Origin of the sequence: Alicycliphilus denitrificans (assembly GCF_044792555.1) — a bacterium.
In the GTDB taxonomy this organism is placed as follows: domain Bacteria; phylum Pseudomonadota; class Gammaproteobacteria; order Burkholderiales; family Burkholderiaceae_C; genus Alicycliphilus; species Alicycliphilus denitrificans_A.
This window is the reverse complement of sequence record NZ_CP126238.1, coordinates 2075510-2098518: the sequence shown is the minus strand read 5'-3', so window position 1 is coordinate 2098518 and position 23009 is coordinate 2075510. Positions and strand designations below refer to the sequence as shown.

Below are 23009 nucleotides of genomic sequence, written 5' to 3'. Positions count from 1 at the left end.
AGCAGCTATTAATACAAGAGTGGCCGTCCTTTAAAGGGTGCGACCGAACGGGCCGTCGCTGCCCACCTGCACCAGCTTGTCCTTGGCCGATGCTCGGGTCTTGCGCGGCGCTGCGGCTGCCCCCACCTGCGCCACGCAATCGGCGTAGTAGCGCACATGGCCATCGTCGTCCTCCATCTCCACCAGGCCGTGGATGTCGGTCTCGAAGCCCGGGCAGAGCTTGGCAAATTCACGCGCGAACTTGAGGTAGTCGACGATCTTCTTGTTGAACACCTCGCCCGGGATCAAGAGCGGGATGCCCGGCGGGTAGGGCGTGATCAGGCTGGTGGTAATGCGGCCCTCCAGCTCATCGATAGCCACGCGCTCGGTCTTGCGCTGGGCGATGTGGGCGTAAGCGTCGCTGGGCTTCATGGCCGGCGTCAGGTCCGAGAGGTACATCTCGGTCGTCAGGCGCGCGATGTCGTACTTGGCATAAAGCTGGTGCACATGCTGGCACAGGTCGCGCAGGCCCATCTTCTCGTAGCGCTTGTGCTGCTGGCAGAACTCGGGAAGGATGCGCCACATGGGCTGGTTCTTCTCGTAATCGTCCTTGAACTGCTGCAGCGCGGCCAGCAGCGTGTTCCAGCGGCCCTTGGTGATGCCGATGGTGAACATGATGAAGAAGCTGTACAGGCCCGTCTTCTCCACCACCACGCCATGCTCGGCCAGGTACTTGGTGACGATGCTTGCCGGTATGCCCGTGGCGTCGAACTTGCCGTCCAGGTTCAGGCCCGGCGTGACGATGGTCGACTTGATCGGGTCCAGCATGTTGAAGCCGTCGGCCAGGTCGCCAAAGCCATGCCATTTGGCGGCGCCGTTCTTCTTCTTGCCCTTGTTGCGCAAGACCCAGTTCTCGGCCGTGCCCAGGCCGTCCTCGACGAGTTCGTTGGGGCCCCAGACCTTGAACCACCAGTCGTCCTTGCCAAACTCTTCCTCCACCTTGCGCATGGCGCGGCGAAAGTCCAGCGCCTCGACCAGGCTTTCCTCCACCAGCGCCGTGCCGCCGGGCGGCTCCATCATCGCGGCGGCCACGTCGCAGCTGGCAATGATGCTGTACTGCGGGCTGGTACTGGTGTGCATCAGGTAGGCCTCGTTGAAGAGGTGCCTGTCGAGCTTGGTGGTCTGCGAGTCCTGCACCAGCACATGCGATGCCTGGCTGATGCCGGCCAGCAGCTTGTGGATGGACTGTGTGGCATAGACCACCGAATGCCGGGGGCGCGCGCGCTTCTTGCCCATGGCGTGGAAGCTGCCATAGAACGGGTGGAAGGCGGCGTGCGGCAGCCAGGCCTCGTCGAAGTGCAGGTTGTCCACGTAGCCGTCGAGCATGCCCTTGATGGTTTCGGTGTTGTAGAGCACGCCGTCATAGGTCGATTGCGTGAGCGTCAGCACGCGCGGCTTGACGGTTTCGGCATCCACGCCCTTGAGCAGCGGGTTGGCGCGGATCTTGGCCTGGATAGTGGCGGGCTCGAATTCGCTCTGCGGGATCGGGCCGATGATGCCGAAATGGTTGCGCGTGGGCTTCAGAAACACGGGGATGGCCCCGGTCATGATGATGCTGTGCAGGATGGATTTGTGGCAGTTGCGGTCCACCACCACCACGTCGCCCGGCGCCACCGTGTGGTGCCAGACCATCTTGTTGCTGGTGCTGGTGCCGTTGGTGACGAAGAAGCAGTGGTCGGCATTGAAGATGCGCGCCGCGTTGCGCTCCGACTCGCCGATGGCGCCGTTGTGGTCCAGCAGCTGGCCCAGCTCCTCCACGGCGTTGCACACGTCGGCGCGCAGCATGTTCTCGCCGTAGAACTGGTGGTACATCTGGCCCACCGGGCTCTTCAGGAACGCCACGCCGCCCGAGTGGCCGGGGCAATGCCATGAATACGAGCCGTCTTCCGCATAGTCCAGCAGCGCCTTGAAGAACGGCGGCTGCACGCCCTCCAGGTAGCTCTTGGCCTCGCGGATGATGTGCTTGGCCACGAACTCGGGCGTGTCCTCGAACATGTGGATGAAGCCATGCAGCTCGCGCAGGATGTCGTTGGGCAGGTGGCGCGCGGTCTTGGTCTCGCCGTGCACGTAGATCGGCACATCGGCGTTCTTGCGCCGTACTTCGGTGATGAAGCTGCGCAGGCTGTGGATGATCGGGTCCTGCCCCGCGCCCAGGGTGAACTCCTCATCGTCGATCGAGAGAATAAAGGCGCTGGCCCGGCTTTGCTGCTGGGCAAACTGCGACAGGTCGCCATAGCTGGTCACGCCCAGCACCTCGAAGCCCTCGGCCTCTATGGCCTGGGCCAAAGCCCGAATTCCTAGGCCGGAGGTGTTCTCGGAACGATAGTCCTCGTCGATGATGACGATGGGAAAGCGAAATTTCATGCGCTGCCTCCGGCAACCGGGTCAAAAAACAAAACAGGCGCGCAGTGTAAGAAAAATGCGCCTGCACCCTATGAGCACGCATGTAATTCGCCCAGAATCCAACGGTCTGGAAACAAAAAACCACAATTCAAGCAGAGGAGGACCCCCATGAACCTCGATCCCGCCACCCTTTGGTGGCTCATGGCAGGTGTCACCGTAGCCATCGAGCTTTTAAGCGGCACCTTCTACCTGTTGATGCTGGCCATGGGCATGGCCGCCGGAGCCGTGGCGGCCCATATGGGCCTGGGCCTGACGATGCAGATCCTGGTGTGCGCCGTGGTCGGCGCCAGCACCGTGCTGATCGCGTATTTCAAGCGCAGGACGCGCCCGGGCGAGCCCAGCGCACGCGCCGAGCGCAGCGTGAACCTGGACGTGGGCGAGACCGTCTACATCGACGCCTGGCAGCCCGACGGCACGGCCCAGGTCAAATACCGCGGCGCCCAGTGGACCGCCATCCACCGCCCCGGTGTCACGCCTGCGGCCGGCGCCCATCGCGTAGCCGAGCTGGTGGGCAACCGCCTGCTCGTCGACCCCTTGTAAATCAACCCTTCAGAGCACAGAAAGACAGCCCCATGGAAGTCGCCATCGTCCTCTTCGTCATCGCCGTGATCTTCATCGCGCGCGCCGTCAAGATCGTCCCCCAGCAACACGCCTGGGTGAAGGAGCGCCTGGGCAAGTACGCCGGCACCCTCTCGCCCGGCCCGAAGTTCATCATCCCCTTCGTCGACCGCATCGCCTACAAGCACAGCCTGAAGGAGATACCGCTGGACGTGCCCAGCCAGGTCTGCATCACCAAGGACAACACCCAGCTGCAGGTGGACGGCATCCTGTACTTCCAGGTCACCGACCCCATGCGCGCCAGCTATGGCTCGTCCAACTACATCAGCGCCGTGACGCAGCTGGCGCAGACCTCGCTGCGCTCGGTGATCGGCAGGCTGGAGCTCGACAAGACGTTTGAAGAGCGCGACATGATCAACGCCCAGGTGGTCGCCGCCATCGACGAGGCGGCCCTGAACTGGGGCGTGAAGGTGCTGCGCTACGAGATCAAGGACCTGACACCGCCGGCCGAGATCCTGCGCGCCATGCAGGCGCAGATCACGGCCGAGCGTGAAAAACGCGCACTCATCGCCGCGTCCGAGGGCCGGCGCCAGGAGCAGATCAACATCGCCACCGGCGAACGCGAGGCCTTCATCGCCCGCTCCGAAGGCGAGAAGCAGGCCGCCATCAACAACGCCCAGGGCGAGGCCGCCGCCCTCCTGACCGTGGCCGAGGCCACTGGCCAGGCCATCGAGCGCGTGGCGGCCGCCATCCGCCAGCCAGGCGGCGAGCAGGCCGTGCAGCTCAAGGTGGCGGAAAAAGCCGTGGAAGCCTACGGCAAGGTGGCCGCAGACGCCACCACCACCCTCATCGTGCCCAGCAACATGACCGAAGTCGCCGCGCTGCTGGGCTCGGCCATGAAGATGATCCAGACCCAGCAGCGTGGCTAAGCCAACCCCAGGCTAACCGGCGCACTCCGCCAGCAGCCAGTCCCGCAAGGCCTGCACCAGCGGCGTCTGCGCGCGCGCCTCGGGGTAGACGAGGTAATAGGCGTCGGCGCTGACCAGGGCATCGTCGAACAATTGCACCAGGCCGCCGCCGGCCAACTCCTGCGTTATCAAAAACCGCGGCAGCAGCGCCGTGCCCTGGCCACATACCGCTGCCTGGGCAATCATGGCGAAATGCTCCAGCCGCGGGCCGCGCAGGGCCACGGTGGTGGGCGAACCCACCTGCTCGAACCACTCGGCCCATTGCGTAGGCCGCGTGCTTTGCTGCAACAGCACCACGCGCGTCAGGTCCTGCGGCCTGCGTATGCCGTGCCGGTCGCGAAACGCCGGGCTGGCCACGGGCACGACCTCCTCGCGCATCAGGAATTCGCACACGGCCCCGGCCCAGGTAGGGCGGCCGAAGTGGATGGCGGCATCGAACGGCGTGCCGGCGAAGTCGAAGGGCTCGGTGCGTGCCGCAAAGTTCACCGTCACATCGGGGTGCTGCGCGGTGAAGCCCCCCAGGCGCGGTATCAGCCAGCGCGTGCCCAGCGTGGGCAGCACGGCCAGGTTCAGCAGCCCGCCCGCATGCGAAAGCGCCATGGCCTTTTGCGTGCTGGCCGACAGCTGCTGCAGCGCGGCACGCACGTCGGCGGCATAGACACGGCCGGCGTCGGTGAGCACGATGCGCTGGCGCACGCGGTGAAACAGTGCCATGCCCAGCTGCTCTTCCAGCTGCCTTATCTGGCGCGACACGGCGCTTTGCGTCAGGTGCAGCTCCTGCGCGGCGCGCGAGATGCTGCCGTGCCGCGCCGCGGCCTCGAAGGCCAGCAGATCGGCAATCGGCGGTAAGAAAGTCTTGCGCAACATGGTCATGCCATTGAGGAATGATGCCCGTGGAGAACCATCATGGACAACAAGGCGCTAGCGCTTTATTGAAGCCAAAATAGCCCGCCACAACTAGAGAAACCCCGAACTACATCATTCCAAATTTACAACAAGTAGTTCCAATTTATTGCTATCCACGCCGCCTTACAGCATGGATAGTCTTTGCCTCGAAGTCAGAACAATTTTTCAAGGAGACAAGCCATGGCACGCTCACGCAAAAAACTGGCCGCGCTCGCAAGCGCCACCCTGGCGCTGTGGTGCGCAAGCCTGACCACTGCCCAGGCCCAGACCCCATCGGCCACATTGGACAAGATCAAGGCATCCGGCAAGGTGGTACTGGGCGTGCGCGAATCCTCTCCGCCCATGGCCTACGCGCTGGGTGCCAACGAAAAATACGCCGGCTACCACGTCGAGCTGTGCGAGCGCGTGCTGAAAGAAATAACGCCCGCTGCCAAGCTCGAATACATGGCCATCACCGCACAGAGCACCATGCCCCTGGTGAGCAACGGCACGGTGGACATCGGCTGCGGCCCCACCACCAACAACCTGGCGCGCCAGCAGCAGGTGGCCTTTGCCATGACCACCTATGTGAGCGAGGTGCGCATGGCCGTGCGCAAGGACTCGGACCTGAAATCCATCAGCCAGCTGGGCGGGCGCACGGTGGCTGCCTCCACAGGCACCACGGCCGTGCAGCTGCTGCGCAAGCAGGAACGCGTGGTGGGCGCGCCCATCAAAACCGTGCTGGGCAAGGATCACCACGAAAGCTTCATGCTGCTCGAATCGGGCCGGGTAGACGCCTTCGTGCTTGACGACAACATATTGGCCGGCCTGCTCGCCAACTCCAAGGAGCCCAGCGCCTACCGCATCGTGGGCGAGCCGCTGGGCGCAGAACCCATCGCCCTGCTGTTCCGCAAGGACGACCCTGGCTTCAAGGCCGCAGTTGACGGTGCCCTCACGCGCCTGATGCAGTCGGGCGAGGCGGAAAAGATCTACACCAAATGGTTCGTCAATCCCATTCCGCCCAAGAACGTGAGCCTGAACCTGCCACTGGGCAATGCACTGCGCCAGCTGTTCGCCCAACCCAACGACAAGCCGCTGGAAAGCTACCAGCAATAATTTCCGGCAATCAACGGTTGCAAATTCCCCGTCATTCCGGCGAAAGCCGGAATCCATGGCCTTCGTGCCGTGCGAGCGCACTGGATCCCGGCTTTCGCCGGGATGACGGTCAACCCTTTGTTGCCGGGTCAATAACCCTCTGAAAGCCCGACATGACCCCCGCCCCCACCGCACGCACCGGCGGCCAGATCCTGGTGCAACAACTGCTCACCCACGGCGTCAAGCAGCTGTTCTGCGTGCCGGGCGAGAGCTACCTGGCCGTGCTCGACGCGCTGCACGACGCCGACATCGCCGTCACCGTCTGCCGCCAGGAGGGCGGCGCGGCGATGATGGCCGAGGCCCAGGGCAAGCTCACGGGCCAGCCAGGCATCTGCTTCGTGACGCGCGGGCCTGGCGCCACCAACGCCTCGGCCGGCGTGCACATCGCGCACCAGGACTCCACGCCCATGATCCTGTTCGTAGGCCAGGTGGCGCGCGGCGCCAAGGGGCGCGAGGCCTTCCAGGAACTGGACTACCGCGCCGTATTCGGCACCATGGCCAAGTGGGTGGTGGACATCGACGACCCGGCGCGCCTGCCCGAGCTCATCTCGCGCGCCTTCCACGTCGCTACCTCGGGCCGCCCCGGCCCGGTGGTCGTGGCCCTGCCCGAGGACATGCTGACGGCCAGCGCCAGCGTGGCCGACGCCCTGCCCTACCAGGTGCTTGAGACCCACCCCGGCGCCCCCGCGCTGCAAGACTTGCAAAAGCGCCTGCAGGCAGCCGAGCGGCCGGTGCTCATCCTGGGCGGCAGCCGCTGGTCCGAGCAGGCCGTGCGCGACGTGACCGCCTTCGCCCAGGCCTGGCAGCTGCCCGTGTACTGCTCGTTCCGCCGCCAGATGCTGTTCCCGGCAAATCACGCCAGCTACGCCGGCGACCTGGGCCTGGGCGTGAACCCCAAGCTGCTGGCGCGCATCCGCGCCAGCGACCTGGTGCTGGTGCTGGGCGGGCGCCTGTCGGAAATCCCCTCGCAGGGCTACGAGCTGTTCGCCATCCCCAATCCGGCGCAGCCCATGGTGCATGTGCATGCCGATGCCGATGAGCTCGGCAGCCTGTACCGCCCCGCGCAGGCGATCCACGCCACGCCCCAGGCCATGGCCGCGGCGCTGGCCGGCCTGCGTCCCGATGTTGCGCCGCGCTGGTCCGCCCACACCCAGGCCGCGCGCGCCGAATACCTGGCCTGGAGCGACCCGGCGCCCATCCGCATCCCCGGCAGCCTGCAGATGGGCGAGGTCATGCAGCATCTCAGAAGCGTGCTGCCGGCCGACACCATCTTCTGCAACGGCGCTGGCAACTTCGCCACCTGGGTGCACCGCTTCTGGCCCTTCACCCACTACGCCAGCCAGCTCGCGCCCACCAGCGGTTCCATGGGCTACGGCCTGCCGGCCGGCGTGGGCGCCAAGCGCCTGTGGCCGGGGCGCGAGGTCGTGGTCTTCGCCGGCGACGGCGACTTCCTCATGCACGGCCAGGAGTTCGCCACCGCCGTGCAATACGGCCTGCCGCTCATCGTGGTGCTGCTGGACAACGCCATGTACGGCACCATCCGCATGCACCAGGAGCGCGAATACCCCGGCCGCATCAGCGCCACCGCGCTCAAGAACCCCGACTTCAAGGCCTACGCCCAGGCCTTCGGCGGCCACGGCGAGCGCGTCGAGCACACCGAGGACTTCGCCCCCGCCCTGGCCCGGGCCCGCGCCAGCGGCCTGCCCGCCCTGTTGCACTGCCTTATCGACCCCGAGGCCATCACGCCCACCGGCACCCTGCAAGGCATCCGCAGTGCGGCACTGGCGCAGGGCTAAAGCACGGACGGCGGCTGGTTTTTTTACCCCAACCAAGCACCCGGCAAAAATTGCCTCCAACCATGGCTATAATCGTGGGCTTCGGAGAGGTGGATGAGCGGTTTAAGTCGCACGCCTGGAAAGCGTGTGTGGGCTAATCCCCACCGCGGGTTCGAATCCCGCCCTCTCCGCCAGAATTTCTTATAAATCAACGACTTAGCGTTGATTTTCCATTCTGACCCACATAAAAACCCCCAATAAACGTGGGCAGGGTTGGTTTTTATTTCCGCAGGCCGTTTGATGCGCTGATATCCGCCCGTCTGGTCTGCTGACGGTCGAAATACGCCCAGCCTCATGGGCTGCTCTACAGCGGCGAGTCGATAACCGAGTTGCGGCAGTAAGTACTTGTGCGTGCGCTTTAATTGAGAATGATTCTCAATCTCATCATTCACTGCTAAAGCGTTCGCTCAACAGCGCTCATCTGTCCCTGAGTAAGCGAACAGCGAACACACCTCGACGGCCGTCCCCAAGGACTATGGTGTCAGGCTGGGGGTGTCAAGCGATGCGGCAGCAGCTCGTCGATGCGGCTGAGCACGCTCGCGCCTTCCTCGATGAGTGGCGCGGCAGCCTGATTTGCGACGACTACGCCGGCTACAAGGCCAGCTTCGCTCAAGGCGTGACGGAGGCCGGTTGCCTGGCACACGCCCGGCGCAAGTTCTTCGAGCTGCACGCGGCGGGTAAGAGCCGGATCGCTGAACTCGCTCTGAACCAGTTCGCCCGGGTCTATGAGATCGAACGGGAAGTCAAAGACCTGCCCGCACTGCAACGCCAGGAGGTTCGCCAGTGCCAGAGCAGGCCCGTGCTCGATGCCTTGCACGAATGGATGGCGCTGCAACGCCAGCAGGTGGCGGGCAACTCGGCCACGGCCAAGGCCCTGGACTACAGCCTCAAGCGCTGGACGGCGCTCACGCGCTTCGTCGATGACCCGCAACTACCGGCGGATACGGATGCTTTTGACAAGGGGTTAACTGGTTCCCCCTTTCACAGCAAGGCTTCCTTTCGCGGGCGGCCGCCGTGATGAGCCTAATCCAGTCGGCACGCATGAACGGGCACGACCCATATGCCTATCTCAAGGATGTGCTGACCTGGCTGCCCACGCACAAGGCCAGCCAGATCGGCGAACTGCTTCCGCATCACTGGCGGCCCGCCAACCTCTGATCGCCAGCCATGACCGCCAGCGGCGGTCAACATGGGTTTGCCGCGCGCTTACTGTAAGCTACCGTCGAGTCGACGAAGGTCGGTCCCAACTAACAGGCTGGTCGCATGCACCCTTTTGGCATAGGTCAAGAATATCCACGCCCTGAGCTCCTTGCATTCGTAGGGAGTCGGCAAGGACAAACCGGCATCATTTGGGGCGATCGCGAGCCTGGCTGCGTTATATGCACGTCCGGAGGACGGCATGGCAAGAAAGTGGGCTACGACGACGGCCAGCAGCCTGACGGATCTTGGATCTACATTGGCCAGGGAAGTACGGGCGACCAAAGCTTGACGAACGCCGCTAACGCCAAGCTCGCCTCTAACGAGCGGTCAGTCCTGCTGTTTACCACGCGTGAACCGACTTCAATGGAGATCGCGCGGCAGGGATACGGCAAGCTGTACACGTTTCGCGGGTCGTTCAACGTTTCCGGCGTGGACTTCTTTAGACCGGACAGCGGGCCAAGGAAAGGGGACTTGCTAGCGCGGTTCTTCTTAGTGGAAGCCGAGGACTCCCGCGCAGAGCCGGCAGCGATAGAGCCGCCAGTCAACGACTCCGGGATTGAGCTCGCGGCGCTTCGACCACTTGTATCCAGCCGTAGTGAACCGATGACCAATCGCATGACTGTAGTGGAGTACCGGGCGCGAGGTGCCGCCGTCCATCGCTACGCGCTGCTCCGCGCAGCTGGTACATGCGAATGTTGCAAGGGGGCTGCTCCCTTCACGAGCGCGAGTGGAGTCCCTTATCTGGAAGTCCATCACATACTCCGTCTGGCAGATGACGGTCCAGATGAGGCGTCGAACGTAGCCGCAGTATGTCCAAACTGCCATCGCGCCTTACATTTTTCGATCGAGCGGCAAGCTCTCGCCCAGCGACTCAGCGAATTCATCACGCAGCGCGAACAAACGATCACAATGGAACTTGGTTTGGCAACTCTAGCGACGAGTTGATTGATCAAGTCGAGGCGCGCTCCGTCGCCGCGAAGGTCGCCTGGAAGGCGCTCCTTCCCGGCAAAGCCGTGTCAACCACGAAGAAGTTCCTCGGGAATCTACCGTCTCGGTTCGCCTCTGAAGTACCCAAAGAGTATGCGTGGAATTCACGCCCAACACCGAGGTTAGCCTCCTCGACAATTGCCTCAGGGATCCCGACGATCCTCGCGCGAGCAGCGCCCGCGTCCTCGAAGAGCAAGGTAGCAAGCCCAGCCTCGACGCGGATTTCGGCTACCTGACCTGCAACGTCCAGCGAGCCACCGTTCCATGTGTCTCGATTCGCAAGAGTCCGCCTCGAAAGCTCGGTGCCGTAGACCCTGCAGGAAGGCCTGCTTGAGCAACGGGCACAATGCTCGCCAAGGACTGCCGTTTGTTCGTCATGTATCTCGCGGCCGAGTGGAAGTTTCAATCGCAGACTAGCGATGACAGAGTCGACCATGGAGCGAAGCTCTTGATTGAAAGGGCTACACCAAGTTTCTGTCTTGCCAATAAGCTCCAGTTCAAGATTGGCTGCAGGCTCCAGGTCTTCCGCCATCCGGGCATAGCCTGCCATCTGGAGGATGTACGCTCGCTTGATCTGGCCATCTTCCTCATAGATCTTGCCTGTCTTGAAGTCGATAATTTTTAGGCCCCCTTGGGGCGTCCTCAGGATCAAATCGACCTTTCCAGCCGCGCCCGATTTTTCGCTCTCTAGCCACCTCTCGCTTCCGGTCGGAACCTTGCCGTCAAAGGCTCGGGTTGCACGGCGACTCGCGGGTATGTGAGGTAGCCGAGATGCCAAGCCTATAACGTAGGCGGAACGTTCGACCAGCTGTCGCCTCGTAACAAATCCTTCAATGCCATAGCGCTGAAGCATCCATCGAGCGAAGGGGCTCGAACGCGCCGGATCGCCTGCGAGCTTCAAGAACTCCTTTTTGACGGTGTCGATCACGTCCTGTGGAGTTGGGATGCCCGTCGCGATCATGGAACTTGTGACGGCATGAACCGCCGTACCTAGCAATGCCGCGGGATGTTGGCCGATAGTCTTACGGGGCATCCCCTCGGTCTGCATCAGGTAGGCGAGCGGGCACAGCTCAAGCAACCCGAGGGCTGACGGTGAGGCCGGCTTCGTACGGATCAATGTGCGCCGTGTCGAAAGGCTATTGGCGGCGGCTTCTGCCGTGCCCTCATTCATGCCATGAACTGATTGAAAAGTGAAAGGCCTGCGAGGGAGGCCTTCCACGGAGAAACGCACGAGGCCCTATTCCGGTTCATTGCCAGCTCTCAGTCTGAACATTACCTCACCCATGCGGCGAGACAACTCGAACGTGGTCGTCCAGGACATGTTCGCTGTTTCAAGATACAGAGCTTCCAGGGCTGGATTGCGCTCTAATGCCAAGTCCTTGTTCCAGAACGGATGCAAGACAGCAGCAACACCGTTTCCCCCAAGCCCGATGATCGGCACGTCGCCAACCATCCTCGCTTCCGTTCCAAACAGCAAGGCGGCTTCCTTGGCCAGCTTGAGCGCTTGCTCGCGCCAATCCTCGATCCCCGGGGTCGAGAAGCTTCCCCCAAGTCCAGCAACGTAGCTCGGGTCCAGCATCAGCTGTATGACGTCAAGGCCGAGGCGCCAATCCAGCAAACCATGGTACGGCTGGTTGCCATACCGATGAAGGCACCTGTAGCACCCTTGGAAGCATCGTTCACGGTGTGTCGACTCCATCAACTCAGCGAGGGGCGATTGAGCGCGATTGCCCACGATCTCTCGCATAACCTCAAGGACGATTGGTTCCCCAGACAGGCCGGGCTGGGCAAGCCTATCGCACAAGCCAGAGCCGTTCACGAGCTGGTCGGCCATCTGCAGGACTGGAAGAACTCGCCCGTCGCTAAAGCGTTGCACACGAGGCTCCAATACCTCAATTTCTTCCGGGTCGATGTCCAGAAGCTGTCTCGATGCGTAGTTAACTATGAGGAAGCAGGCGGACAATGCTCCCGCCCTAAACGCCGAGGACAACAGCATGGAGCCGCCGCCCATTTCCGGGGACCGAAGCAACGAAAGGGCGTCGGGAACACGCGCGATCAGCAGGGACAGCGAATCGGTGATCTTGGGCGAGGCAAGGTAGAACGGCGGTTGCGCCTCGCCGTTGCCTTTGAAACGTCCCCGGATCGACTCCTCGCCCGCGTCAAGGTCAAATGCCTGATCGTCGATCCAAACGTCGTTCGCCCAGAGTGTCTTGAGCTGGCCCATGCTCCTGTAGGGAACCCGCAGCGATCCTTTCTTGGCACTGAAACCCGTCCAACCAGAGTCCTTGAATTCGCCTCGATTGAGGCGATGGACCCATGCCTGGCGGCTAAGTTCGATTCCGAGATTCGAATTGGAGACGCTGTCTGCGGCTACCACTTTTGCTTCCGCGATTGACGTGCGGCTAGCCTTGGAGAAGGACTCATCCCCGTCTTCTTCTGCATGTTTGGCGACAAGGGTCGTGATGAACCCTCGAGGCACGAAACACCTGTGTACCGGTGCTTGCGCGATGACAGCGTCGCAGGCTTTGCATTGCTCGGCGGCTTCGAGCACCGTAGACCATGACTCGCAGACAGGACACTGCACCATATCCCGTCGCTCGCCCAAATCAGATGGCATCGCGTTGAACTTGGTGCGGTCCCAGCTTGGCACGAGCGCACCGGCATACCCCGCAGTGAAGTACTTCCGCTTGTCTTGGACCAAATACCTACCCGGTGAGAACTCCTGGATGGCGACATCGAGATCTCGATCCATTTCGGCGAATCGCGTAGTGCCGACGTCCTTCGCATCGATAGGCCTTGTAAGTAAAGTTCTGGTGCGAGTGGGCATGCCATACATCGGGAACTTGCCATGCTCGGCCAGCGCCTCGGCCAATCCCTTTTCGAGCATCGACGGATCGTCGATGACCCTCTCGATGTCGACCAAGAGTGAAGGTGTGTCGAGAGAATCGAGTATCGCCCGTGCTCTTGCGAAGTCACCATGTGCGCAAAACGCCGCGAAAGAATCGCGAGCCGGCGCCGTACCGGCAAGGGCGTCCCTGATTCTCGGAAGCCAGCTGGCGCGATTGGCCGGCTCGCGCAGCCATTCCACGCTGAAAAACTCCCCATGGTTATCCGGCTTACCACTATGGCTGTCGAGTGGCCACTTCCTCCCAGGACTGCTGAACTTCATGCGCAGTACCTTGAAGGCCTCCACAAGCCAGAACTTCCTGACCAGACGTTGCGCAATCATTGCGAGGCCTGTAGTCAAGAATGGAGGCGGCGGCGCATCCCCGGTGATTTGCTCGGGGTGCCTGAAGTAGTGCAAGTCGTGGCTCTTGCTGCGGCAGACGGTCAGTACGAAGGCGAAGGCCTGCCCACGACGGCCTGCTCGACCTACACGCTGCTGATAGTTGAACCGCTGTGGCGGCATGTTGGCTTGGAAGACCGCACGCAGATCCCCGATGTCCACGCCGACCTCCATGGTCGTCGTCACAGAGAGAACATCCACGACCCTGGCCTCCCGATCCAAGGCCTTGTCTGGCTCGAGGCCAGGCAAACCGGATGGAAGGATGTCGTCTTCATCTGCGATCAGGATGCCCTTGAACCGACGCAGCCGAGCCGCTGGGTTCGTGGTCATGCCAGTCAATTCCTCAGAACGCATTCGTCGAACGCGTGGCGACATTTCGATTCGCTTCCCAAGGAAGTTATCGCTCCTCAGCTCGGCAGCAGTACCGCTTGGCTGCTCGTCGAGCGGGGCAAAGCAACGCGTGCATAGTCCTGCCCCGAAGTGAAGGTGGACGCGCCCACAGTTTTTGCAGCGGAAGAATGGGTTCTCCTTGCTGACTGGACGGATATGGAGCTTCGCGATGGAAATCAAGCCCCCTTGATGGCCCGCGGCCTGCAACCTTTCTAGGAAGGAAGCAATCAAGTCGAGAGGTGCTCCGCCCAGCTGACTGCAGCGTTCGGCCGCGAAACGCCATAGCCTATTCCGTTTCGCTACATCGGCTGCGCTTTGCCACGGATCATTGCTGCTGGCGTACTGGGACGGCAAAACGCGGTTCGCGTCGGCAAGTACGCGGAGCATGGCGTCGAAAGTTGCCATGTCAGCACGCGTAGTGCCCGAGTTAATCGGAAGGCAGGGATATCCCCATCCGGCCTCTTCCACGGCGAAATAAGTCTTGCTGAAGATCGTCTGCCCCGCGAGCCTCTCCAGATCCAACGAAATCTCGTACCGAGCTCGCTTGAGCTCCTCTTCGTGAGGATGGCTCGTCCGCCAGTGCCAAACGCCTGGAGATCCTCTTGTGAAGAGTTGTTGCCATGCAAACGTAACAGAGCTCCGTTCACTGCTCGTCGGCTTCGGTACGGGGTGGATGCCTGAGCGGTCGGTCGGGTGGATGCCTGCGGTCACGAGCGAACCTAAAAGGCCTCGAACCGTCGCTCCGGCCTTCGGGCTTTCTGGCTCGAGAATCTCGTTCAGAGCAATGCTGTCGCCCAACGCTCCGCTACGCAGCTGCCGCAGCCTATTCCGTTCTTCGTTAAGCGCCTCGTATTCGCGGACCTCCTCGTCGGTTAAGTGGCCGCCGCTACCTTCTTTTTCGTCCAGCTCACGCATGCGAGCCGCGACCTCCTGGAAACGCCGATCAGTGTCTTCTGGAGATGGTCTCGACTGATAGATCCGTTCGATCTCTCGGATAACGATTTCTCGCCTGGTATCGTCGTGATGGCCTCCTTCCAAGTCAAAGGCTGCCTTGGCCGCATCCTGTCGACTGTCGGAGAACGTGACCAGACGCTCGTTTTTGCTCGACCGCTGCAGGTCGCTCATCATCGTGCTTGCGAGGAGCTGCGTAGTCTTTGCGAAACCGACCCTGAAGCCCCGCACAGGCGATGATTTTCCTTTCCCATGCTTGTAGGAAGTACCACAGGCTGGACATTGGAACGGCAACGCCGTGCCGGGCGAGTCGATGGCTGGTTGCTTCCTCTTCTCGTTTGGCCTGAAGTTACCTTCGTTGACGACATATTCCCATCCAGGGATCCTGTCGTCGTTCAGCGCGCCAGCCAGCCCCGCTGGAGTGATCGTCGCAGTGAATGGATCAAACTCAGCCTCGCGCCATCGCCCCTGCGAATCGTCTTCCGAGATTTCGTCGCTGCCCAGCGGCCAGAAACGTTCGACCGTGGGCATGAAGAGCGAGTAGTCCAGAGCGGTGCGCTGCTCGACGATGTTGGCCTTGGCCCGCTCTGGCAAGCTCTCCGTGTCCGGGTCGTTGGGAAGCAGTTCGACACGACCACCGTTGCCAGATGAAGCGGACCTTTTTCCACCCAAGAAGAGCGTGCCGCAGCATTCGCAATACAGCATGTCAACCTGTCTTGCCGGCCTACCCTCATGCTTTTGACTGCCATATCGGGAGCCTGCATCCACCGAGAGGTCTCCGTACAGCAAGCGCCCTCTCTCATCTCTGGGCAGAGCCAACGGCGCGGGCCTAGGTGCAACGAACAACCCTTCGATGGCTCGCAGGAATGCATGCATTCGGAAGCGAGGTAGCGAAACCGCTGGATCAAGTCGCCTGCCAAACAGCGTTGACCACGAATCAGTGCATGAGCGGACCCATGCCAGAGCCTTGACCCCTTCGAGCGCCTGCGGCCGCGATCCGAAGAGGCGTCGCCCGATCTCACTCATCGAAGTTGCGCGGGGCGATTTGCCAGGCTCCGCGCAGCCGTCCTCCAACAGTTCCGCAGCTGAAGCCACCGCATGCAGAACCATTGTCTCGAGGTCCTCCGATCCCGATAGGCAGTTAAGTCCTGAAGCGAGCTCACGCCAAGCGTCAGTGGCGAGACACGCCGCAGTGTCCGGCTGGTTTTTGTCGATCAGGGAGCGAACGGCTTCACACAACTTGGCCAAGTCACCCTTGAATGGCTTGGCTGCGCGCGTCGCCATCGTGCCGCCAACGATGCTTCCAGCCCAATCTACCTCTGTTCCGCCAGCCGGCATGCCGCTGTCGCCGAACATGCCCCAAAGGTATTCGATGCTCTGCCGGGCGGCCGGACCGTCGACGGGGAGCGATGCGCTGGAGGCAAGGATTCGAAGCTTGTGCCTGTTCTTGGGATCAGAAAGTCCCAGCTGCGTGAGGAGGTTCCGCAGTAGATAGCTAACCTCAGTCCCTGCCGATCCGCGCTGCAAGTGCAGCTCGTCGAGGACCAGAAAGAAATAAGCGTCGGGATCGCTCTCCAGCCACTTCTTCGTTTGCGCGAAGATTGGCTCATCTACTTCGCGCACCAGCATGGTAGATAACATGCTGGTGTTTGTAATGAGAATGTCAGGTGGGTGGCGCTGCATGTCCCAGCGCGTGACAACCTCCGCGCCCGGCGTTCGAGGGAAATTGAACGGGAGAGATTCGTCACCCGTAGCGATGCCCTGTGCCACCGCAGCTTCATAGGTGGCTTCGAGCCCGTTGAGGTATTCACGCAGGCTATCTATCTTTTGGCTAGTCTTATTGGTGCGCGGATGCTTCAACCAACCCGTCACCTTGGTTGCACCGGTGTAGCGACCAAAATAGATTCGATTTCCCCCAAGGTGGGCGTCCATAGCGGCTCGCGCCTCGTCGGAATCGAGCGCCTTCCGCATCCGAACGAGTTGATCCTCTACTAAGGCATTCATGGGGTAGAGGATGAGTGCACGAACTGCCTTGGGTCTAGCCGGGTGCTCGAAGGGGGCATCTCGCATGAAGCTTGGTTCGACGCCCGCGCCCCGCCACCAGGGCGTCCATGCTGGTGCGCCGCCAAGCTTGGGCCAAGAGCAGGCCTCGTGGGCAATCTGGGCAAGAATGGGCAGTAGGAAGGACTCGGTTTTGCCAGAGCCGGTTCCCGACGTCACTATCCCGGGAGTTCCCGATACGACACCCTTGCGAAGCATTTCCAGCTGATGCGTATACAGCTTGAACTTACCCTTCCGGGGATCAACATCGTGCCGGGGCAGCAGGCCGCCAAGGCAAATGTCAACGAAGGCTTCACGTTGCGAAGCATTAAAGCCTGGAAGCCACGTATGCCCTCCGTCGTCGCCACGAAGGTCCCCCACATCCAGACCGTAGTCCAGATATCTTGGCATTGGTTCGACGTAGAGCTCTGCGCACAACGTGCCGACTTGCTCGAGCAGCTTGCGCCGCTCGGTCTGGATCAGCGGATGCCCGATGCGGAATGCAGTCTCGAGGTAGGTGATATAGAAATCTCGAATCGACTCGAAGGTTTCTACGGGATTTCTCATGCTGCAATTTCCGGCTCAAAGAGTTGGTTAGCAAGTGACGCAATTTCGATTGACTCGAACGCCTTCAAGTACACATCTAAATCGGCTGAGCCAGCCGGAAGGCGTGCCTCAATCGTGGATCGGTCTTCCCGGCCAATCCGGAACGCCAGCAAGCCATGCGCGATTGCATCGCTTCTTTCAACACCTAGACATGAAGCGGCCTCAGCGAAACGTGCTTCGCCACCCTCTGGCGCAGCGGAATCGGCGGGAACTCCGGCCAAGGCCTCTCCGATTTCGGGTAGGCCACACCAACCCGCCGTCTTTACGATGCTGGGTCTCACCGGAGCATGAGTCGCGATGCCCTCGCCCAACCAGCCATGGTCAACTTGAATCAACGGAATGGCGCTGGCGAGAGTTGCTGGCAACGGGAACGTCGACTTACCATCGACAAAGGAAAGTAGGAAGACGGTGGGCCCCACAAAGTGCGTGCACCTCATTTCGCCTTTCCTGTCGATCCAGCCAATGCCAGGCTTAGGGGCCTGGCCCAGCGCAAGCAACTCCGGAAGTAGTGTTTCGGGAGGCGCTCGATTGACCCCCAGGAGCTCGATGACGGAAGCACATCCAGTCGCGCTCCGAAGGTCGAGGAAGTCGCCCAACGAAAGAGCGGAGGTCGAACCCAAGGCACACACGACGGCTGGAGCCTTCATTAGGTCACCGATGCCAAACATGTCCCCGGTGATCGAGACCTCGCAAGTAACTCCCCCGGCCAACGTGTCCGCTAGTGCAGTGGTGACTCGACCGCGCCGGCCACCTATGAGCCCGACAACACTCGTCGCGATGCATGCCGAAACCACACTGGACAACAACATGTCGCTGAGCCCTGTGGCCCCCGCTGTGCGGTTAATGGCACGCTTCAGTTCACTCGCGGTCGTCAGCGAGAGAGGATTAGTCTCTGGAATGGCAACACTGACAGGGATCACAGGTGCTGGCGGCGCGGTCTGCGACAGATGCTGGACAGCCGTAGGCGTGCCCGGCGACAGCAAGGCTCGGATCAGAGACACCTGGGCAAGCGTCTCGGCACCATCCTTGCCGGCACGCTCGAAGACGGCCTTCATGCGTCGCTCTAGATCCAACTCCTGCGAATGCGCCGCCTTCTTGAGTCGCTCCAATTCAGTCTGGTGAGACTTTCGCTGTTTCTCAATCTCACCGAGGAGCTCGCGCTTCTTGGAGCGCAGGTCCTCGACTTCACTTGCCAATCCCTCCTTGTCTTGTCTAAGCGCCTCCACTGCCGCCTTCTTCTCATGCTCTATTGCCTCTTTCACGCGCGGAATCTCGAGCAGCAAGCCGATGGCTTCTTCGATTTCTGCTCGTGTATCGAAAGAAGCTTCAAGGCTGGCTTGAGCGCGGCGGTAGGAGCTCGTTGTAGAAGGATCCGCCTTGCTGGATACAAAGTCGACAAGTGCGCCAACCTGCGCCTTCGTGAGGACCGGAAAACCTCCAACTGCAGCCCCCTCCCGCAGAAGGCGCTTTATCCAGGTGGTCGCAGGCGCACAGTCGAACCGTTGATTAGACGCAGGGAATGGATCGATCGACACGACCCGTCCATCAGCAGTGCGCGCCGCTGAGTGCGACGCGTAGGAGTCGAGAGGCGTGTCGAAGTTGAACTTGGCAGGATTGCTCGCATCCCCAGGCAGTTTGAAAATCAGGCGATCCAAAGTTTGGAAGACCGGAAGTACCTCATCACGCCCTTTGTAGCTAGCGGTTAACCAGCCCCGGATCGCATCTGGATCATTGGAATTGAAAGGTACTTGCACCACCTCGTAGGCTCGCGCCAACTCCTCCACGATCACATAGTGAGCACTTTTTTCACTGCTGCGATGTTCGACTCGCCAGATGCCTTCCCTAGAGGCTTTCCATCCGCCTCCGACCACGCTGAAAAATCCAGTCACGTCGCCATGGATCGGAAAAAGCTCGCGTGCCTGTTCAGGCGACAGGAGTACTAGGTCGCCGTCGATGACCAATCCGGTGACTTTGACGAAGATTTGTCCTGTCGCAAGGACGCTCTTGACGTGCCCGAAAACTGGATACGCCTGCGGATCGTCCAGCTCCAAGTCGGTGAAGTTGCGTCGCTCACGCATCTGGAACCCAGGATTCGCAGGGCGAATGCGCCTTTGGCCGATGGATGAGACGACATTGGAGAATCTCTTGATGACAGGATCAGCATCACCCTCGAAGAGCGTCACTACCTTGTCGGCCTCTGCACGATCTCCCGAAAGTGCAGAAATGATGCCGCTGACAAGCGTCGGCAGGAATCGGCCGGCATAGGCGGTTTGATTGCCTGAAGCGATGGCCAAGCATGCGTCGGCGTCCTCAGAGGTCGTGAGTCTTGGCATAGTGTCTGGCGACGCTGAACTTTCCGCCTCGACGACCGCCTCCGGCTGCTTACCACCGAGGAAGTCCTTCACTCCTGGGGCAACGTCCGCCTTAACGAACTCTAGGAGGACAGCACGCCAGAACTCCTTGCCTAGGCTGGCTGCTTCCGAGGCGGATACGCCCAACTCAATCGTCGCAAGCGCATCGGTCAACTGGGCGCGGTCGGCGGGACTGGAATTTCTCCTGAACCACTCCCGCACGACGTCCATCGCGTTAGGGCGCAGTCCTGCCACGAACTCAACGATCTGCTCAGCCTTCGTGGGAAGGTTATCAGCCTTGGCGCCAGCTGCCACCAGCTTCTTCTTAACTGCATTGATGCATCGAAGCAATTCGTGGTCATCAGGCCCATCGGTGAACATGAGCTTCAACCTCTGCTTTGCAACGCCTCTCGTACCGTTCATCTCACTCCCCTGTTTTTTGGTGACTTCTGCTGACTCCGATTCGAAGACCCTCTAACTCGGACGCGATCTTGACGCTATGCGCGACGACCGCCCCTAGCTCGGACGCCTTCGACGAATTCTCAGTGCCAGCGCCCTCCGCTCAAAACAACGATAAGCCTCTGCGAGAATCGCCGGGTGATCAGGTGTGCGAATTGCCACACCCTCCCAAATGGACTTGGCACTCCCTCCTATGAACACCAAGGCTCCTTGGGAGTCGATGCCGACGCACCCCCCTCCCAGATGTAACCACCATCTGCACAGGGTGCTCGGCAAGGACATGATTCTTTCAGACCAAGACACGTCGCCGTTCACCGAAAGTCTGCCAAGCGATCCTTCGATTTCCAGTGTGTGTACGAGCCAAGCCCATGAACTGCTGTCGGTAGCAAAGAACCCGTCTTTGGATTTAATCCAAAAGGTGTTTCTCTGATTGCCTTGTGCCTTGAATAGAGCTCCGAGCGCAGGCTCCTCCGTCACAGCCCTAGCCTCGAGCCAAAGGCGCGCTTTGCAATCCCATTCTTCCAACAAGAGATTAGGTCGCATGACTTCGCGAAAACCAATCTCGCTAGTCGGCAATAGCATGCCAGCCATCGGGTTCCACGGAGCCTCTTGCTCGATCCAGATGAGGTCATGACGGTTCGCCATCTCACGAGCCCGATGCATGGAGTCGAAAGAAACTTCAAGGCAACCAATTACGGCTTGTAGTTCATCGGATCCAATTCTGCTGATGCTCTCCGTTGGATGGAGCGCCTGCTTCAAGTCGCGGAGCTCAGCCTCTTGAAACATGCCAGATATTCGCGCGACCGATCGCCCATTCACGCTTCTGCAAGAAATCATCCGGTCTGCGAGGGTCAGTGTAGGAAACGGCGAAGTTCGCCTTTCAACAGATCGTAGCCAACACCCCGCCAGTAGGAGCCGCCTGACTACCCAGGGCGAAATGTCGGTCGCTGCTGCCACCATATCGAGATGCGATCGGAGCTCGCTAAATGGTAGGCTTGTACGCCTCGCATACCTAAGTGCGAGCACTTCAGTGAGCCAACCAAATGGTTGTTGAGGTTGGCTTTGTTTCACAGGTGCACAGGGCGCAATCGAAGCGGTAGATGTCGGCTCGAGCAGCGGCCAGGCGCCAGTCAAAGGACGTTGACGCGCAAGGTCAACTACGGTCCTAGGAAGGGGACGCAAGAGCTCAAGGCTCGATAGGGATCCATTCGGCCCATCAGACAACCACGCGCCACGGTCCCCGACCTGTCGACAGTCCAGGCTAGGAATTTCTGTCACAACTGGCACTTCTAAGACGCTCTCTCTGTCCGCTCCGAGTTCCAACACATAGCGGCAGGCGGCAATTTGTCGAGCATCAACCAGCATGGCAGGAGGAATGCAAAGTCCGTCGCCCATCACGACGAGTGCGCCTGCGCTGATCTCCCTGCCTGTCTCATCGATTAGAGCAAATCGGCCTGCCTCGCAGTCCTCCATGTGCACTACCGGATTGCTCGCTGGGTTTAGCAGCAACGCCTGGCCAAACCAAGCGCCACCGCTCAACCTCGGACGCGGAGGCCGCCAGCTACTTCTCGCAAGCCCCTTGGCAACCTGAGGCAAGAGCGCGGATAGGCGATCGAGAGAAGCGCGGCCAATCGACGGAAAAACCATCGTTCTCCACTCGCCATTCGCATCATGCGCGGAAGCACCAAGCCATCTGACTCCAAGCTCGCGGCATGTCGCGGTGAGCCGGTCGGAGTATTCAAGGCGACTGACGAGTGCCACAGGGCCGTTGTCGTAGTACTCGCCGTCCGTCGTCAAACGGCCGACCGAGTTAGGGAAGAACACGACGCACCCAGCCAGAAGTGCGGTGCCGACACGAGAGCGCGCGAGATCACGATGCTGGGCCGCTCTTGCTGCGATGGCATCAATCGCCAGCGTTCCGGCTGGATCCCGCCACATGAGGCAATAACTCCCCTGCGGTCTATCAAGAACGATGCGCTCACCTTCAGCCATTGATCGCAGGCCGCGGCTGTCAGAGAGCAGGCAGTACTCGAGATTTCTAGGGTCGGAAGCATCCAGCAGTATGCAGAATCGTCCATAAGCCTCTGCCCGCTCTTCCTCGCTCTCCTGCCGGATGTCCCTTATCGCCCCCCAAAACGGGCTCTCGTATGCTTCCAACTGTCGCCCTCTTGCGACGAACTGATGGAAGGTAGTCAACTCTTCCCGAAAGTTGCTGCTGAACGCCGTGAGGCGCGCATGCACCACTGAGCTCACCGAAGCAAAGCTGGCGTCGGAGTCCAGACCGCTCTTCTTCAACGTCGCTCGAAGCTGCAACTCATCGCGATACGTCGGGAACGCGAGCCGTTTCGACTGGCCGATCAGCTTCTCGTGGTGTGGATCTGGCAGCAATAGTCGGGCGCAGTCTCGCTTACTCCGTTGACGGGATCGCGTCCATTCAGCAAAGTGCAGCCAGAGCCTCGGCAATTCCCCAAATCCAAACGTAGCAAGATCGGGACAACCCAACAGCTTCGAGAATCTGTTCCGGAAGTTTCCGTCTTCGAACGTGCTGTCATCCGCACTCGCGGCCAAGAGCGTGAGGTATAGGGCAGCGAATGTTGGCGGAATTCCATCTCGCTGTGTAATAGCAGGGATCGACTGTGACCAGATGTATTGGCTCTTGATTCGGGCCGGATCGTCGCCGAATGCAGCAATAAAGCGCCGCTTTGCAACCTCCCCGTCGGCTTCCCCAGCGACTTTTCGAAGTAACCGGCCGGTGGTATCGACACGACTAAGACTAGTCGAAGCGCGCTCAGGCCGCATGAAGATTTGTCGAATGAGCGCCGCATTCCAATCGGCCAATGACCAATCCGCTGAGGCAACCTTGTCTCGAGCGAGCGATTCTGCTTGACTCATCTGC

The 23009-nt window shown here is 60.9% G+C and carries 11 protein-coding genes, 1 tRNA gene and 1 pseudogene; 7 read left to right on the top strand and 6 right to left on the bottom strand.

Features of this window, described 5'->3' with window-relative positions; translation table 11 throughout:
* Nucleotides 1-30 precede the first annotated feature (30 nt).
* On the bottom strand, nucleotides 31-2403 hold the full coding sequence (locus P7644_RS09930) for an Orn/Lys/Arg decarboxylase N-terminal domain-containing protein (protein ID WP_404298697.1): 2373 nt from the start codon (nucleotides 2401-2403) through the stop codon (nucleotides 31-33).
* A gap of 147 nt (nucleotides 2404-2550) precedes the next feature.
* Between P7644_RS09930 and P7644_RS09925 the strand changes: the two genes are divergently transcribed.
* Both P7644_RS09925 and P7644_RS09920 read left to right on the top strand, forming a co-directional pair.
* On the top strand, nucleotides 2551-2982 hold the full coding sequence (locus P7644_RS09925) for an NfeD family protein (RefSeq protein WP_404298695.1): 432 nt from the start codon (nucleotides 2551-2553) through the stop codon (nucleotides 2980-2982).
* Between the two features lie 32 nt (nucleotides 2983-3014).
* A complete protein-coding gene (locus tag P7644_RS09920; RefSeq protein ID WP_404298693.1) occupies nucleotides 3015-3929 on the top strand; it encodes an SPFH domain-containing protein in 915 nt (304 codons plus the stop codon).
* 12 nt (nucleotides 3930-3941) lie between these two features.
* Here P7644_RS09920 and P7644_RS09915 read toward each other — a convergent pair whose 3' ends face one another.
* Complete coding sequence (locus P7644_RS09915) at nucleotides 3942-4835, bottom strand: LysR family transcriptional regulator (protein ID WP_404298691.1); 894 nt, start codon at nucleotides 4833-4835, stop codon at nucleotides 3942-3944.
* A gap of 219 nt (nucleotides 4836-5054) precedes the next feature.
* Here P7644_RS09915 and P7644_RS09910 point away from each other — a divergent pair, with 219 nt between their 5' ends.
* The 5 genes and pseudogenes from P7644_RS09910 (at nucleotide 5055) to P7644_RS09890 (ending at nucleotide 9988) form a co-directional block, all read left to right on the top strand.
* The gene (locus P7644_RS09910; RefSeq protein WP_404298689.1) at nucleotides 5055-5969 is read left to right on the top strand and encodes an amino acid ABC transporter substrate-binding protein; all 915 of its coding nucleotides are present in this window, start codon (nucleotides 5055-5057) and stop codon (nucleotides 5967-5969) included.
* A 152-nt stretch (nucleotides 5970-6121) separates the two neighbouring features.
* Nucleotides 6122-7804, top strand: coding sequence for a thiamine pyrophosphate-binding protein (locus P7644_RS09905; RefSeq protein ID WP_404298687.1), 1683 nt, complete (start codon nucleotides 6122-6124; stop codon nucleotides 7802-7804).
* Between the two features lie 83 nt (nucleotides 7805-7887).
* Nucleotides 7888-7977 (top strand) — tRNA-Ser (locus P7644_RS09900).
* Nucleotides 7978-8366: 389 nt separating this feature from the next.
* A pseudogene (locus P7644_RS09895) lies at nucleotides 8367-9001 on the top strand (transposase); the annotation flags it as partial.
* Nucleotides 9002-9253: 252 nt separating this feature from the next.
* Nucleotides 9254-9988, top strand: a complete 735-nt coding sequence (locus P7644_RS09890) for an HNH endonuclease (protein WP_404298685.1) — start codon at nucleotides 9254-9256, stop codon at nucleotides 9986-9988.
* Between the two features lie 4 nt (nucleotides 9989-9992).
* On the opposite strand, the gene P7644_RS09885 is transcribed toward P7644_RS09890, so the two are convergent.
* The 4 genes from P7644_RS09885 to P7644_RS09870 form a co-directional block, all read right to left on the bottom strand.
* Nucleotides 9993-11201 (bottom strand): RecB family exonuclease, encoded by a 1209-nt coding sequence (locus P7644_RS09885; RefSeq protein ID WP_404298683.1) that lies wholly within the window; start codon nucleotides 11199-11201, stop codon nucleotides 9993-9995.
* A gap of 66 nt (nucleotides 11202-11267) precedes the next feature.
* The gene (locus tag P7644_RS09880) at nucleotides 11268-17264 is read right to left on the bottom strand and encodes a DEAD/DEAH box helicase (RefSeq protein ID WP_404303101.1); all 5997 of its coding nucleotides are present in this window, start codon (nucleotides 17262-17264) and stop codon (nucleotides 11268-11270) included.
* Nucleotides 17261-20035, bottom strand: coding sequence for a hypothetical protein (locus P7644_RS09875; protein WP_404303099.1), 2775 nt, complete (start codon nucleotides 20033-20035; stop codon nucleotides 17261-17263). The genes P7644_RS09880 and P7644_RS09875 overlap by 4 nt, the downstream gene beginning before the upstream one ends.
* Nucleotides 20036-20170: 135 nt before the next feature.
* Entirely contained in the window at nucleotides 20171-23005 is a 2835-nt protein-coding gene (locus P7644_RS09870; RefSeq protein WP_404303098.1) for a hypothetical protein, read from the bottom strand.
* Nucleotides 23006-23009 lie beyond the last annotated feature (4 nt).